Raw genomic sequence first — 14,788 nt, forward strand, 5'->3', positions numbered from 1 at the left:
CAACAGCTCGAACATGTGACAAAGTTATAGTCTTGAACTAAAAACTCTCGCCTTTTCAATTAGCAAGATTTTCAGCAAAATTTTTCGGACAATTAGCAGAACCGCTATTTTGATTAGCAAACTCAGATATAGTAAAATACCGAGAACTTTGGCAACCCCAGTGTTCTCGGTATTTCTTATACGTCGCTAAGAGGATTCGAACCTCCGGCCTACCGCTTAGGAGTATGGCATACCACCTTGTACGTCATACGGATGCGTGACTTCCAATACGCCAGAAACCTTGCAACCACGGGCTTTTTCGAGCGTTCTACCTGTTAAGGAGTGCTTGCCCGTACAACGTCCTTCTTGCTAATTCTGCATCGTCCAATTAGCAAGAAATTAGCAAACCCAATTATATCTGCAAGACGCAAATACGGTCTTTTGTGACTTATTGTATGTTGACTTATTGTATTCACTCGGTTATACTGAAAGAGGGTGAATTTAGCGTGGATGTAATTAAGGTATTCTCAAAAAATGTAAAAGCATATCGTATGCAATTAGGTCTTTCTCAAGAACATTTTGCAGAAAAGGCAGGATTGCATAGGACATACATTAGTGCAATAGAATGTGGAAAACGAAGTATCTCTTTAGACAATATACAAAAAATTGCTGACGCATTACAAATAGACACGTATTTACTTTTTATTGATCAAGAAAATTCCAATCAAAAGGGAGGTGAGGTTTAGTGCCTTCTACCGCAATAGATTTATTCTGTGGAATTGGTGGCTTAACAAAAGGATTATCTCTGTCGGGTATAACTGTGCAAGCTGGTATAGATATTGACGATTCTTGCCGTTTTGCTTATGAAAAGAATAATAATGCGCAATTCATAAATTGTGATATTACTTCGTTAAAAGGAGAACAATTAGAGGCATTATATCCTGATAACACTACCCGAATACTTGTCGGATGTGCACCTTGCCAACCATTTTCTAAATATACTAATCGCTATCGAAAAGATGGACCAACTGATGATAAGTGGAAATTATTATATTCTTTTGCAAGGTTAGTTCAGGAAGTAAACCCTGAACTAATTTCTATGGAGAATGTACCAGAATTAGAGAGTGAAAAAGTCTTTACCGATTTTGTATCTACTCTGAAAGAATTGAATTATTGTGTTGACTGGAAAATTGTATATTGTCCGGAATACGGCGTTCCTCAAAATCGAAAAAGACTGGTTTTATTGGCTTCTCGCTTAGGAGAAATAAAACTAATTCCTCCGTTGTATGATTCCGAACATTATCCAACGGTACGTCAAGCCATAGGAAATTTGTCTGCATTAAAAGATGGAGAACAAGATGCCAATGATTTGCTTCATCGTGCTTGTCGGCTTTCACCCACTAACTTGAAAAGAATAAGACAATCTACTCCTGGGGGTACATGGCGCGATTGGGATGAAGAGCTACAATTAGAATGCCATAAAAAAGAAAGTGGAAAAACATATCCTTCTGTATATGGAAGGATGTCCTGGGATGAACCTTCTCCAACTATAACAACACAGTTTTATGGATACGGAAATGGACGATTTGGGCATCCTGAGCAAGATAGAGCTTTGTCATTAAGAGAAGGAGCTATTTTGCAATCTTTTCCCCCAGATTATGTTTTTATTGACAACGATCATCCATCAAACCGACGCGAAATAGGAATACACATAGGAAATGCCGTTCCTGTTGAATTGGGGCGAGCTATAGGGATCAGCATTCAACAACATTTACAGGAGGTAGAGGAAAATGCCGCGAACTAAAAAAGAACATATTATTTCTACGGATGAAAAACAAGCTGCTGATCTGCAAATCAAAGAAATGCAGAAACAAATTGATTATGACACAAAAGATTTTACCATAGAACTTTTGATTGCAAAATTTAAAAAGAAAGACTTTTTTATCCCGCCATATCAAAGAAACTTTGTATGGCAAACTAAAAATAAAACTCTTTTTTTGGAATCAATCTTTCTTGGTTTACCCATTCCGTTTATGTTTTTCGCAGACTGTGATAATGGTAAACAAGAGGTAATTGATGGTGCTCAACGCATGCAGACTCTTGTCGAGTTCCACAATAACAAACTGCAACTTAGCGGCTTAAAAAAGTTAACCAAACTTAATGGATTTTATTTTAAAGACTTATCTGATGCTCAGCAACGTAAATTTCTGAATAAAACCTTAAGGATCATTGTTTTGGAGGAAGATACACCTACTGTAGCCAGACAGGATCTCTTCTATCGAATTAATACAACTGGAATGAAAGCTAATGATTCAGAAGTACGGCGTGGCTCTTATCCTGGTCCATTTACTGACTTTATTGAAAAATGTTCTAAAGATGAGACATTTGTTGCGCTCTGCCCTATGAGTGAAGATAGAGTTAAGAGACATGAACGATTTGAATTTGTTCTCCGTTTCTTTGCCTATTTAAATAACTATGAGAACTTTGGACACACCGTTAATGAATTTTTAGACGAATATCTCATTAATAATCTAGTGGATTTTGATGAAGATACTTTTTACGCAGATTTTCAACGTATGGTTTCTTTTGTAAAAGAAAACTTTCCTTTTGGCTTTGCTAAGACTGAAAAAGCGAAAGCAACTCCTCGTGTTCGTTTTGAAGCAATTTCTGTTGGCGTTGCATTAGCATTAAGAGAAAAACCAGATTTAAGAATAAGCAATGTTGACTGGCTTGATTCTGATGAATTTAAAGAATACACGACCTCAGATGCCAGCAATAATGAAGGAAAATTGAAATTGCGTGTTGAATATGTGAGAGATCAATTATTAAAAGGATAAAGTTATGCAAAACACACTGAGCATTTTTGCCGACAGAAAGCAAGAAATTGAATTTTATTTTTCTGTTATGGTTGAAATTGATAATGGGAATCCTAATATACAGACCGTTGACAATACACGCTTCTATAAGATTATGAAATCTAATTTTTTGCTAATGTTATATAATTTGGTCGAGGCATGCATCGTTAGTGGAATGATGGAAATTTACGAAGATTTGAAAAACGACAATTGTTCTTATAATCAAGTAATCCGTGAGATTCAAGATATTTGGTCGAAATATAAAATAAACGAAATATATGGACCTGCCACAGAACGAGTTGCCTATGAAAATCGCGTTCAAGAAATTATTCGAGATATTACGACTAATGCACCGATTATTCTTTCAAAAGACGCTTTGGGAATTAGCGGTAACCTAAATGCAAAAAAAATTAAAAACATTTGCGATAAACATAGAATACGCTATCGTCTTGCAACTCCAGGAGAATCTTTAGAACGTGTTAAAAGGGAACGGAATAGCTTGGCACATGGAGATGTTTCATTCAGCGATTGTGCAAGAGATTTAACCATTAGTGATTTAGAAAATATCAAAGATGAAGTAATACTGTTTTTGACGGGAATCTTGGACGGAATGAAAAATTATTACGACCAAAAGCTATACAAACTTCCGACAACTTAATAACAATATTTTTCAAAGTAGGCATTCAAAGGCATTCGATATTGAATGCCTATTTTTTATACTCATTTTCAAGAGAAAGGAGATTCACATGGAATTAAACGAAATGGAAAAACGGCTGCTGTTTCAGGTTGAGGGTGACTATCAATCCAAAGTCCTGAACGAGCTTTACATGACTGCCAGATACACAAAGAATCCCGAACAGCGAAGGGCAGCGGAAAACCTGATGGCAAAGCTGCGCATCCTGACGGATGCCGAGTGCATGGACATTGTGCGGGATATTCAGAAGAATTACCGTTTGCCCTACCCACCCCGGACGATTGGGGAAAAGATTGCCGAGGCCAGGCAGCAATCCGGCGCAGAGAAATTGAAGGGGCACGACATCATGGCGCTGGAACGCTTCGACCCGGAGGTACGTCACATGATCGTCTTTGATGTGCTGTCGTATGATTCCCCTGTCGGTGATAAGGGCGATAAGATGCGCCTATTCCTTACGGATGCCGGCTATCAGAAATTCTTAGACAGCCAGGAAAGGGGCGAAGTCAAACTGAAAAACCATGCGAAGGTTTCAGGCGGACACCTCCACTATGACCGCAGGGACCGCGCCTTGTAACGGAAATAACCGGAGAAAGGAGGCTGTGAAATGGCTGTATTCCGGGTAGAAAAAACGAAGGACTTCACGATCATGTGCAACCATCATCTGCGCAATATGGAACTGTCCTTAAAGGCAAAGGGGCTTCTCTCCCTCATGCTGTCGCTGCCGGAAGATTGGGACTATACCACAAAGGGGCTCGCCCATATCTGTAAGGACGGTGTGGATTCGATCACTACCGCCCTGAAGGAGCTGGAGCGGCACGGGTATCTCACCAGGCAGCGCCTCCGCTATGAGAACGGGCAGCTCGGAGATATTGAATATACCATCCATGAAAAGCCTGTAAATGCCGAAAAACAGGAGTATTCACCTAAACGGGAAAATCCAAGACAGGTAAATCCAGGACAGGCAAAACCTGAACAGGCCGGACCTGGACAGGAAAATCCCGCACAATTAAATACTAATCCACAAAGAACTAAAAAATCAAAAACGGATATATCAAGAACCCATCAATCAATCTATCCGGCAGAGCCGGAGGCGGCAGGCCGCCCGGATGGGATGGATCGGATAGAGCTGATAGACGCTTATCGTGAAATCCTGAAAGAAAATATCGAGTATGACTGTATGGTCTCCCGGTATGGGAAGGAACGCTTAGACGAGACTGTGGAGCTTATGCTTGAAGTGGTTTTATCTAAACGGCCATATATCCGTATCGCCGGGGATGATTTCCCCAGGGAGGTGGTAAAGAGCCGTTTCCTGAAGATCAATTCCGGCCACTTGGAGTATGTCTTTGACTGTATTGACAAGAACACTACAAAAGTCGGAAATATCAAGGCATATTTGCTGGCGGCGCTGTATAATGCCCCAGCAACAATGGACAGTTATTACCGTGCCGAGGTCAACCATGACCTGTACGGCTGTTAGGCGCCTTGTGGCGTCTTTTTTCATCACGGAAAGGAGGCGGGGCACGATGAAAAGAAATACTGTGCCGGCACGATGCCCGGCGTAACCAAAGAACAGATTCAGGCGGCGCGGGAGGCGGACCTGTTCGCATACCTGCAGTTCCATGAGCCTGGGGTACTGAAACGGGACGGGCCCAATTACCGGCACAAGGAACATGACAGCCTGGTCTATGTGACCGGGAAAAGGTACTGGTACTGGAACAGCCAGGGCCGGAGTATCAACGCCCTGGATTATCTGATCCAGATTCGGGGCTATGGGCTGGTGGATGCGGTCCATACGCTGGTAGGCGGAGAAATCCAGCAGGCACCGGCCTATCGGAGTGCAACAGAAAAAGCCCATGTGCAGAAAGAACCGGAGAAGAAACCTTTTTCTCTCCCCTGGGCCAGACGGTGTGCTACCTCTGCTGTTTCCTATTTACAGCGGCGCGGGATCAGCTCTGATGTGATTGGCCGGTGTTTCCGGAAAGGGCTGTTCTATGAGGCACGGTATCATGGCGAGCCGGTCTGTGTGTTTGTGGGAAAGGATGAAGCCGGCAAAGCGAAGTTTGCCTGTATGCGGAGCATTACCGGCAATCTCAGAAAAGATGTTTACGGCAGCGACAAGGAATATAGCTTCTGCTATCCACCGAGGAATCCGGGCAGCCGCCATGTGGCGGTCTTTGAGGCACCCATTGACGCCCTCTCCCATGCCACGCTGCAGGAATTGGAAGGCTGGAAATGGGACGGCTACCGGCTGTCTTTGGGCGGCACTTCCCATGTGGCGCTGACTGCATTTTTGAAACGCCACCCGGAAATCCGGCGCGTCAGCCTCTACATGGACAATGACCTTGGCGGCCTTAAAAATGCCAGGAGGATCAAGGCAATGCTCCATGAAGATCAGCGGTTCAAACATATCCGGGTGGGGATCAACCCGCCCCGTATAGGAAAGGACTACAACGAAATGCTGCTCCATGTTACGGAGAAAATGAAAGACCATCAACAACAATGCCGCCAGAAACAGGCGGCTATTTCAATTTGACAGGAGGATTTTAGAAATGATGAACACAGAGAACACCGCTTTACAGATGATTGCTGAAGCTGCCCGGTGTCCGGACTATGGCCCCGACATGGTTAAGGCCCTGATGGAAAAACTGGATATGAACGAGAAAGGCTTTGCGCTTCTGATGAACGTCGCCCCTTCCACGGTCCGGCTCTGGACCAGCGGTGCAGCGCAGCCATGCGGAACAGCAAAGCGGCTCATGCAGATTTACGAGACCGGGCCGGAGATCGTCGGCAAGATTGCCGGAGGGCAGCCGCCGGCAGATGGGAGGAATCTATAAATGGCACCGGTCACTATGAAAGATGATGCGCTTCCGCAGATTCACTTAGTCCGTGATACAGATTTAGGTGTATTTGCCTATGAGCTCCATATCCTGGCCGGGGATTTCCTGCGGGAAAGTGAATTCAACCTGCGCTCACTGGCAACCAACACCGGGCCGGATTCTATCGCTATCATGGGAAAAAACCACATATGGCTTGCTGATGCGCTGCTTGCCTACTGTCCTTCGGCGGAGCTTTACCGGATGGCCGCCATGACAGAATACCCCGCCGCCAGGGCTTTTCTGTTCCACACGGAGCGTAAGGAGGACGGACGGCTGTACGGGGATGTCCTGATGACGGACCTTGACACGCTGCGGCAGGACATAGAAAGAAATACCCTCTACCCTTACGGCGTCAGCATGGAATACCGGGACGGCACGAAGGCGGAGGCAGGCATTGAAAAATGGGAGGCAATGGAGCTGTGCGAAAAGGATGCCCTGAAAAACTGGAGCTACCTCTATGCGCCAGAGCAGGTGACAGAATGGCAGCACTTCTATCTGGACAGGTTCAGCCAGTGGAGGGGGCAGGCATTCTCCTATATGCCCCAGGATTTGGAGGAACTTCTGAATGTGGAATATATGGAGGCCGCCCAGAATCCCGATATGGATATGTACCGCATACCCCTGGGAACGGCGAAGCAGTTGCTTCTTGACGGGGCTTTGGTCTACCGCCTTCTTCCCGGAGGGGCGGAAAAGATTGCGCCTATTGCGGCTGTCCGGGCGGGCCTCTGGTATGAGCATTACCGGGAGTTTGCCGTTACCCCGGAGGACCTGGGAGCGCTTGACCGGCTGGTACGCAGGGAAACGGACCGGCTCATGGGAATACGCCCGCAGCTTGATAAATCACAGGAACGCCGCCCTTCCCCGGAGCGGTGACTTTTTATGACAGACTGGAGGTGATAAGGATTGGCAGATAACATACAGCATGAAGATTTCGGGGAAAAGATCGGCGGCGCGAAAAAAGACTTATGGAAAGACCGGGGGCTCTATGTGAATGACCTGGACGCCATGAATGACCGCGAAGCCGAGAAATTCGTAAAAAAAGATAATATCTGGAAGAAACCGGATTATCAGGCCATGCTTGATGATGGGATTCCCCTTGGCGTGGTGTATTTCATCAAAAAGGCGCGGGACGGGCTGAATGCCTCCCCGCAGTATTACCGCAGGGACGACACGCCGGAGAAACGCCTTGCAAGGCAGAAAGAATATATCCAGACGGTACGGGAGCTGCAGAGCGTGATTTCGGAAGTCCGCACCGTGGAGGACGCCATGCAGGTCTATGACCGTTTCTTTGTGGAAAACGGGTATCTGGAACAGGTGCAGGGCTGGGGCAGCGGCACCCATTACCAGGCAACGGAGAAGGGGCGTGAGAACCCGGCCATTACAAACAAGCTGTCCAATGCCCTGATGGTCCGTTCGGCAGGATATTTTGAGCGGAACTTTACACAGAAAGCGCAGAAGGAGCAGTTTGGCGTTTCCAAAGACCAGAAGGTGCCGAAAGGTTATGCGATCCATTTCAACGACGGGAAGAATATCTATTCCAAAAATAATGACTGGAAACCTGATACCTGGTATGTGACGAAGGGATATTCCATCTTACAGACTAATTTTGAAACGCGGGAGGCTGCCCTGAAATGGGTGCAGGAGCTGGCAAAAGGCCGCAGCAAAAGCGGAAAGACGCGGTTTGTGCCTCCACAGCTTATCGCTGTGCGGCGAACCGGGCCGGATTACAGAAACGGCGCAGAGATCACCGGTCAGCACTACCTTGATACTTTCGGATTTCGCGGCGGTGAGTTTGGGAACTGGATGAACCAGAATGACCGGCAGGCTTCCCTCAACATGGGTTTTGAAGCGCTCAAAGATTTGGCGGCAGCCCTACAGGTCAGCGACAAAGATATTGCCTACCAGGGAACGCTTGCTATCGCTTTTGGCGCCAGGGGCAGCGGCAATGCGGCGGCCCATTATGAACCGTTGCGCAAGGTTATCAATCTCACGAAGATGCACGGAGCCGGTTCCCTGGCCCATGAATGGTGGCACGGATTGGACGATTATCTGGGTACGAAAATGGGTGCAAAGGGGATGCTCTCGGAACAGCCCCGCCTCTATGCCCCGTTCCAAAAGCTGGTTGATACCATGAAATATAAGCCGGAGACACCGGAGCAGGCGGCGAAACGCACCGAAGCACAGACGGAGCGCACCCGGAAAAATGCGGCAAGCTGGCTGGATTCTGCGGTGCTCGGTTCTCTGAAACGGCATGGCAATGAGGAACAGATGGAAACTTACGCGGTTCTCAGGGAGGCGTTTCTGTCCGGCGAGGCCGGCTCCGTGGAACAGATCAGTGCCTTTAAGAAGTCTGTCACCGGGCGGGTGATCCCCAAAAGTGAGCGGGAAAGGCTGGAATTATTCGAGCACATGCTGTCCGGGATGCAGGCACAGGAGGCCCCGCAGATCGGACGTGTGGAGACCGATTTTTACCGGAACTCCGTGCGCATGGGCAAGGAATGTGAAAAGGACGGCGGCTATTGGGACAGTAACGTGGAAATGACCGCCAGGGCCTTTGCCTGTTATATCAAAGATAAGCTGCCCTATCAATCGGATTATCTGGCGGGTCATGCGGATTGTGCCGTTACCTTTGTTTCCGATAAAGACGGAAAAATGGAGGTTTTGAAAGCCTATCCTGAAGGTGAGGAACGGCGGGCTATCAACGCGGTATTTGACGAAATTGTGGCAGACCTGAAACGGGAGCAGATACTTACCCATTCGGATGTGACGCTGCCCCTTCCGGCGCAGCCATTAGCGGAGAATGAGCAGATTTCCATATTTACGGCAGAGCGGCCTTCGGTCATGGCGCAGCTTGCAGCGGCGAAGCCGGCAGAAAAAACTACCCCGGCACAGGCGGCCCCGAAAAAGAGCCGTGTGCCGGAGATTTAAGGAGGTGTGAAAGATTTTGGAAGAAAATAAAGATTACCGTGCTTACCGGTACGGCGATCATTTGGAACCAGGTGCAGAGCTGAAAATCGAGCACAGTGTTTCTTGTGAAGATGTGGATATTTCCTCCCTAATTACAATGGGCGCCGAAAATCTGGAGGCCATGCGCCAGGGAAGTATCGACGGTGAACAGAAAGCCTATGAAATTGTGGTCGCGGCGGCAAAGCAATGGGAAAAGCAGGCAGCCGCCACGCAGATGATCAACCGGGCGCTTTCTTACCTGCGAACCCCGGAGGTGACGCATACCGCAAATGAATGGCGCAAAACCGACAACTGGCGGAATGACGAAGAAATCAGCAACCGTGTCTACCGCATGAGTTGTGGTATTTGGGAAGATACCAAATATGACCGGGAAACCAAACAGAGCGTACTGGTTGCCTGGTATGTGACCTGGGATGTCTATGTGAACTCCCCAAAGCAGGGTTATGGCGAAAAGATTGCCGGGCAGAATCAGAAACGCTACACGGACAAGGCCGCCGCTGAAAAGTATCTGGAAGGCCGGAAAAAAGCCTACTCCCATTTATTCACGGAAATTTCCCCGCAGATACCAAAACAGTATGAGCACCATTTTACCGTGTATGGAACGCTCCTGCCGGGGTACACGGTGGAGGGTCAGGAACCGGCAAAACCAGACCGCACCGCCACCGAAGTTTCGGAGGGCGGTATTTCTATACCTGAAAAGCCGGAGAAACCTTCCGTGCTGGGAAAGCTGTCTGCGGCCAAAACGCAGGAGAAAACACCTGCTGCTCCCGGTGCGGCAAATAAAAAGAAGGAGGATATGCAGATTTGAAAGTGTTGATGATAGAGCCTGGGAAAGCACCTTATGAGGCCGAGCTTGACGGAAGCCTTGAATCCATGCAGAAGGCAGTCGGGGGAGGCATAGAGGGCTACTACCCTTATGCGGAGCCTGTCGCGATTGTCTGCAATGATGAAGGGAAAATAAACGGGCTGCCCCTGAACAGGGCAATTTATAATGAGGACGGCGAAATGATCGAGATCATGGCGGGCACCTTTTTCATGGCCGGTCTCGGTGAGGAAAGTTTTACCAACCTTCCCGATTACTTTATGGATCAGTATAAGGAACAGTTCAAATATCCGGAAAAATTTTACCGGCTGGCGGGTGAGATCGTTGCGGTGAAGCAGCCCCTCCCGCCGGAGGAAAAGCAGCAGCCGGCCCCTGTCATGGAGGAACCGGACGGGGATGACATAAGGCTTGACGACACCACGGATTTGGCCTTTGATCTGGATGAATTTTTCAGGCAGAACAGCGGGGCCTATGCAGGCCTGTACCCGGATTCCCATGCAGAGAAAGAGCGCATGGCGGACGAGCTGCTTTCAGGAGATACCGGAAAAATCCGAATGGGGCTGGCGGCATTTGAGCGTGAGGAACACATGGAGGGAGAAACAGCGCCGCTTTTAGCGCGTATTTCTTCCTATGAGAAAGAGTACGGGATCAGCACTTATTCCATTTACCAGCTTGGCTTATCAGACAATGCAGACAACCTCCGTTTTATGTCCCTGGACTGGTTGGAACGCAAAGGGCTTTCCGTGGACCGGGATCATTACCGGATGGTCTATGCAGGGCAGCGGGAACCGGGCGAGACACTGGAGGATATTTACAGGCGGTTCAATATCGGCCACCCGGAAGATTTTAAGGGTCATTCCCTTTCCGTTTCTGATGTGGTAGTCCTGCATGGGAATGGCGCGGATGCCGCTTGGTACGTGGACAGTATTGGCTTTCAGGAACTGCCGGATTTCTTCGGCACAGGGGCGCCGGAGGCGAAACGGGATGTATCGGTACGGGAACAGCTTGGCAATGCAAAGAAACAGGCAGCACAGGCAGAGCCGAAAGCGCCGGATAAAAAGGCCAGAGAGCCGGAAAGGAGCTGATAGCCTATGCTGATGGCAGTAGAGGGACCCTATGCGCTGATGGTGCAGCCGGACGATATGTTAATCTCTCCCCGTGAGGTAGACGAACATTTTGGGACAATGGCCTGCTTCCATCCCCGCTATGCGCTGGGTGACAGCCACAATTACATGGATAAAGATGATTTCCTGCGGGAGATGTATTTAGATACTGTGGGGCATGATGAAGCGGGTCTGAAACGCTATGAACATATGGTGAACATTGTGAGCAGCCGGTTCCGACGCGGGCCAAAGACGGAGGAACGGGCGGTTGATGACGCCATGCTGAAGGTGATCTCCGAAAAATACATTACGCTGCCCCTTTATCTGATGGATCATAGCGGCCTTGCCATGCAGACCACAAGTTTCAATGATCCCTGGGACAGCGGGCAGGTCGGGTGGATTTATGTTTCCAAGGAGGATGCGCTAAAGGAATTTGGCGGCGAAAAAATGACCGGCGCCCTTCGGAAAAAGGCGGAGGATCTGATGCGCAGCGAAGTGGCCGCTTATGATTCCTACCTGCGGGGCGAGTGCTACGGCTTTGAGCTTTATAAAAACGGCGAGCTTACGGATAGCTGCTGGGGCTTCACGGGCGATCTGGACGATGCCTGTAAGGATATGGCTGAATATCTCCCGGAGGGCTGTAAGGATATGGTGACGCATTTAGAGGAACAGAGCCACCCGGCGACCATCATTAAGACGCTTTTGAAACACGCGAAAATCCAGGTGGACCAGGCAGCAAAAGCCTTTGAGCACGCCCCGCGCCAGCAGGTGATCGGGGACGCCCGTTAAACAGTTATTTCCTATTTATAGTTACAGATTCTATCAGGAAGGAGGATGCACATGCAGGAAGAATTGGAACAGCGGACCGTATCGGTCTCCATTCAGGCGGCAAAGCTGTCCGGGCGGGTGCTGCGTTCTGCGATTGCCGCCGTGCTCAGGAAAATGGAGCAGGAACGCACTACCCCGAAAGTCGGCAGAAACAGCATGAAACGGCTGACCTATAAAGACCCAGGAGCCAATACCATTGAAGTGTCCGGCAGAATCCGCTCTTTTGAGCGGTACGCCAGGAAACACCAGGTCCGCTACCATATTGAAAAAGAGCTGGGGACCGATCCCCCGAAGTGGACGGTCTATTTCAAGGCAAACCAGGCGGATGCTCTGACAGCAGCTTTTAAGGAATATACGAGAAAGGACCTTACCCGCAGCACCAGGCCGTCGCTTCTTTCGCAGCTTCATAAGTTCAAGGAGCTGGCGCAGGCACTTGGTCGTGACCGGGTGAAAAACAAGGAGCATGGAGGGCCGGAACGATGAAGATAGATACCGATGCTCTCAAAAAGCAGGTGATCCTTCACCTGCCCTATCTTTTGTTCCTTCTGGTATTTGCGAAGCTGGGCGAGGCGGTGCGTCTTGCCCCCGGAGCGGATGCCTCACAAAAGCTGCTTGGGCTTTCCGAAGGATTTACTCTGGCGTTTCAGAGTATGTGGCCGGGTGCGGCGCTGGACTGGCTGGTGGGATTATGCGGTGCAGTGATTGTGCGGCTGGCTGTCTATCTCAGAGGAAAGGACGCAAAAAAATACCGCAAAAATGTGGAATACGGATCGGCCCGTTGGGGCAACAAAACAGACATTGCCCCTTTTATGGACCCGAAACCGGAAAACAACATTATCCTGACGCAGACCGAGGGGCTTATGATGTCCGGCAGGCCGAAGAATCCTGCTCATGCCCGCAATAAGAATGTGCTGGTAGTCGGTGGTTCCGGCTCTGGCAAGACGAGATTTTTTATAAAGCCCAATCTTATGCAGATGCACTCAAGTTATGTCGTTACCGATCCGAAAGGTACGGTCTTGATTGAGGTGGGAAAGCTGTTAAGCCACGGCAATCCAAAACTGGACAAGGACGGCAATCCGGTCCGGGGAAAGAATGGAAAAATCGTATATGAGCCTTATAAAATCAAGGTGTTCAATACGATCAATTTCTCAAAAAGTATGCACTACAACCCTTTTGCCTACATTCACAATGAGAAAGATATTCTGAAACTGGTAACGGTGCTGATCGCAAATACCAAAGGGGAAGGAAAATCAGGTGACGATTTCTGGGTCAAGGCCGAAACCTTGCTTTACACGGCGTTGATTGGCTATATCTATTATGAGGCCCCCACAAACGAGCAGAATTTTTCCACTCTGGTAGAAATGATAAACGCTATGGAGGTCCGGGAGGATGACGAAAGTTTCAAAAATGCCGTTGACCTTCTCTTTGACGCACTGGAACAGAAAGACCCGGATCACTTCGCCCTCCGGCAGTATAAGAAATACAAACTTGCGGCGGGCAAGACAGCAAAATCTATCCTTATTTCCTGCGGTGCCAGACTTGCCCCCTTCGACATTAAGGAAGTCCGGGAGATCACTATGTACGACGAGCTGGAGCTTGATCTGGTTGGAGACAGGAAAACGGCGCTGTTTTTTATTATCAGCGATACGGACGCGACCTTCAATTTCCTTGTCAGCATGGCCTATACGCAGTTGTTCAACCTGCTGTGTGAGCGTGCCGATGACAAGTACGGCGGCAGGCTGCCGGTACATGTGCGGTGCCTGATCGACGAGGCCGCCAATATCGGGCAGATTCCAAACCTGGAAAAGCTGATGGCAACGATCCGTTCCAGGGAGATTTCGGCCTGTCTGGTCCTTCAGGCGCAGAGCCAGTTAAAGGCGCTTTATAAGGACAACATGGACACAATCATCGGCAACTGTGACGCTTCCCTTTTCCTGGGAGGCAAGGAAGAAACCACCTTAAAAAGCTGGAACTCCCTGCTGGGGAAAGAGACCATCGACATGTATAACACCAGCGTCACGAAGGGCACCCAGGAATCCCACGGCCAGAACTTTCAGAAATTGGGAAAGGATTTGATGTCGGTGGACGAGCTGGCCGTGATGGACGGCGGGAAATGCCTCCTGCAGATCAGGGGCGTCCGGCCTTTCCTCTCCCGGAAGTACGATATTACCAGACACCCGAACTATAAATATCTGTCGGATTATGCCCCTAAGAACGCTTTTGACATTGAGAAATTTTTATCCACAAAAATGCCGATGCGTCCTGGCGAGCTGTACCGCAATTATGAGGTCACAGCGGAGGATTTGGAGGCTCCGGCTGTAGGATAATGTAGCTGCCTGTTAAAGTTTCTGGCTTTGGCGGGCTTTTTCTTTTCACCGGAAGGAGGTTTTATTGAGGATTCGTGCCCCTCCCCTGACAACTGAATACTTTCCAGGTACGCCCTGGACTATGCCGCCCCTGTGCTTTATGTAAATTTTCTTGAAGCACAGGGGCGTTTTTTCGTTTCCGGCCTGAAACGGCCACACCACAAAAACAATATTTCTTAAATTAAAGGAGGAACTATATGGCTTTTTTTGCAAGTGCGATTGATACCCTGAAAATCCTGGTTATAGCTCTGGGCGCCGGCCTCGGCGCATGGGGCGTCATCAACCTTCTGGAAGGTT

General features: G+C 48.6%; 16 protein-coding genes. All 16 read left to right on the forward strand.

Going from position 1 to position 14,788, the window contains the following annotated elements; translation table 11 throughout:
* The first annotated feature begins 485 nt into the window (after nucleotides 1–485).
* On the forward strand, nucleotides 486–725 hold the full coding sequence (locus ACTO17_RS18360) for a helix-turn-helix domain-containing protein (protein ID WP_482558957.1): 240 nt from the start codon (nucleotides 486–488) through the stop codon (nucleotides 723–725).
* Nucleotides 725–1,783, forward strand: a complete 1,059-nt coding sequence (locus ACTO17_RS18365; RefSeq protein WP_482558958.1) for a DNA cytosine methyltransferase — start codon at nucleotides 725–727, stop codon at nucleotides 1,781–1,783. Before ACTO17_RS18360 ends, ACTO17_RS18365 begins: the two co-directional genes overlap by 1 nt.
* Complete coding sequence (locus ACTO17_RS18370) at nucleotides 1,770–2,816, forward strand: DUF262 domain-containing protein (protein WP_482558959.1); 1,047 nt, start codon at nucleotides 1,770–1,772, stop codon at nucleotides 2,814–2,816. Before ACTO17_RS18365 ends, ACTO17_RS18370 begins: the two co-directional genes overlap by 14 nt.
* Nucleotides 2,817–2,820: 4 nt before the next feature.
* A complete protein-coding gene (locus ACTO17_RS18375) occupies nucleotides 2,821–3,492 on the forward strand; it encodes an MAE_28990/MAE_18760 family HEPN-like nuclease (protein WP_482558960.1) in 672 nt (223 codons plus the stop codon).
* An 88-nt stretch (nucleotides 3,493–3,580) separates the two neighbouring features.
* Nucleotides 3,581–4,102, forward strand: coding sequence for a DUF5720 family protein (locus ACTO17_RS18380; RefSeq protein WP_270270471.1), 522 nt, complete (start codon nucleotides 3,581–3,583; stop codon nucleotides 4,100–4,102).
* Between the two features lie 30 nt (nucleotides 4,103–4,132).
* Entirely contained in the window at nucleotides 4,133–5,005 is an 873-nt protein-coding gene (locus ACTO17_RS18385; RefSeq protein WP_482558961.1) for a DUF6017 domain-containing protein, read from the forward strand.
* Nucleotides 5,006–5,077: 72 nt separating this feature from the next.
* Nucleotides 5,078–6,061, forward strand: coding sequence for a toprim domain-containing protein (locus ACTO17_RS18390; RefSeq protein ID WP_482558962.1), 984 nt, complete (start codon nucleotides 5,078–5,080; stop codon nucleotides 6,059–6,061).
* A 16-nt stretch (nucleotides 6,062–6,077) separates the two neighbouring features.
* A complete protein-coding gene (locus tag ACTO17_RS18395) occupies nucleotides 6,078–6,362 on the forward strand; it encodes a helix-turn-helix domain-containing protein (RefSeq protein ID WP_219715570.1) in 285 nt (94 codons plus the stop codon).
* Complete coding sequence (locus ACTO17_RS18400) at nucleotides 6,363–7,277, forward strand: hypothetical protein (RefSeq protein WP_482558963.1); 915 nt, start codon at nucleotides 6,363–6,365, stop codon at nucleotides 7,275–7,277.
* Between the two features lie 30 nt (nucleotides 7,278–7,307).
* A complete protein-coding gene (locus ACTO17_RS18405; RefSeq protein ID WP_482558964.1) occupies nucleotides 7,308–9,332 on the forward strand; it encodes an LPD1 domain-containing protein in 2,025 nt (674 codons plus the stop codon).
* Nucleotides 9,333–9,348: 16 nt separating this feature from the next.
* Nucleotides 9,349–10,179 (forward strand): hypothetical protein, encoded by an 831-nt coding sequence (locus tag ACTO17_RS18410; protein WP_482558965.1) that lies wholly within the window; start codon nucleotides 9,349–9,351, stop codon nucleotides 10,177–10,179.
* Nucleotides 10,180–10,181: 2 nt separating this feature from the next.
* Nucleotides 10,182–11,279 carry a DUF3846 domain-containing protein gene (locus tag ACTO17_RS18415; RefSeq protein WP_482558969.1) on the forward strand — a complete coding sequence of 366 codons (1,098 nt, stop codon included), beginning with the start codon at nucleotides 10,182–10,184 and terminating at the stop codon, nucleotides 11,277–11,279.
* Nucleotides 11,280–11,285: 6 nt separating this feature from the next.
* On the forward strand, nucleotides 11,286–12,086 hold the full coding sequence (locus ACTO17_RS18420; protein ID WP_482558966.1) for a hypothetical protein: 801 nt from the start codon (nucleotides 11,286–11,288) through the stop codon (nucleotides 12,084–12,086).
* A 51-nt stretch (nucleotides 12,087–12,137) separates the two neighbouring features.
* Nucleotides 12,138–12,608, forward strand: a complete 471-nt coding sequence (locus ACTO17_RS18425) for a PcfB family protein (protein ID WP_482558967.1) — start codon at nucleotides 12,138–12,140, stop codon at nucleotides 12,606–12,608.
* Nucleotides 12,605–14,452, forward strand: a complete 1,848-nt coding sequence (locus ACTO17_RS18430) for a VirD4-like conjugal transfer protein, CD1115 family (RefSeq protein WP_482558968.1) — start codon at nucleotides 12,605–12,607, stop codon at nucleotides 14,450–14,452. The genes ACTO17_RS18425 and ACTO17_RS18430 overlap by 4 nt, the downstream gene beginning before the upstream one ends.
* A 236-nt stretch (nucleotides 14,453–14,688) precedes the next feature.
* A partial coding sequence (locus tag ACTO17_RS18435) for a Maff2 family mobile element protein (protein ID WP_482558524.1) occupies nucleotides 14,689–14,788 on the forward strand: 100 nt, incomplete at its 3' end.

Source organism: Petralouisia sp., from assembly GCF_056822245.1.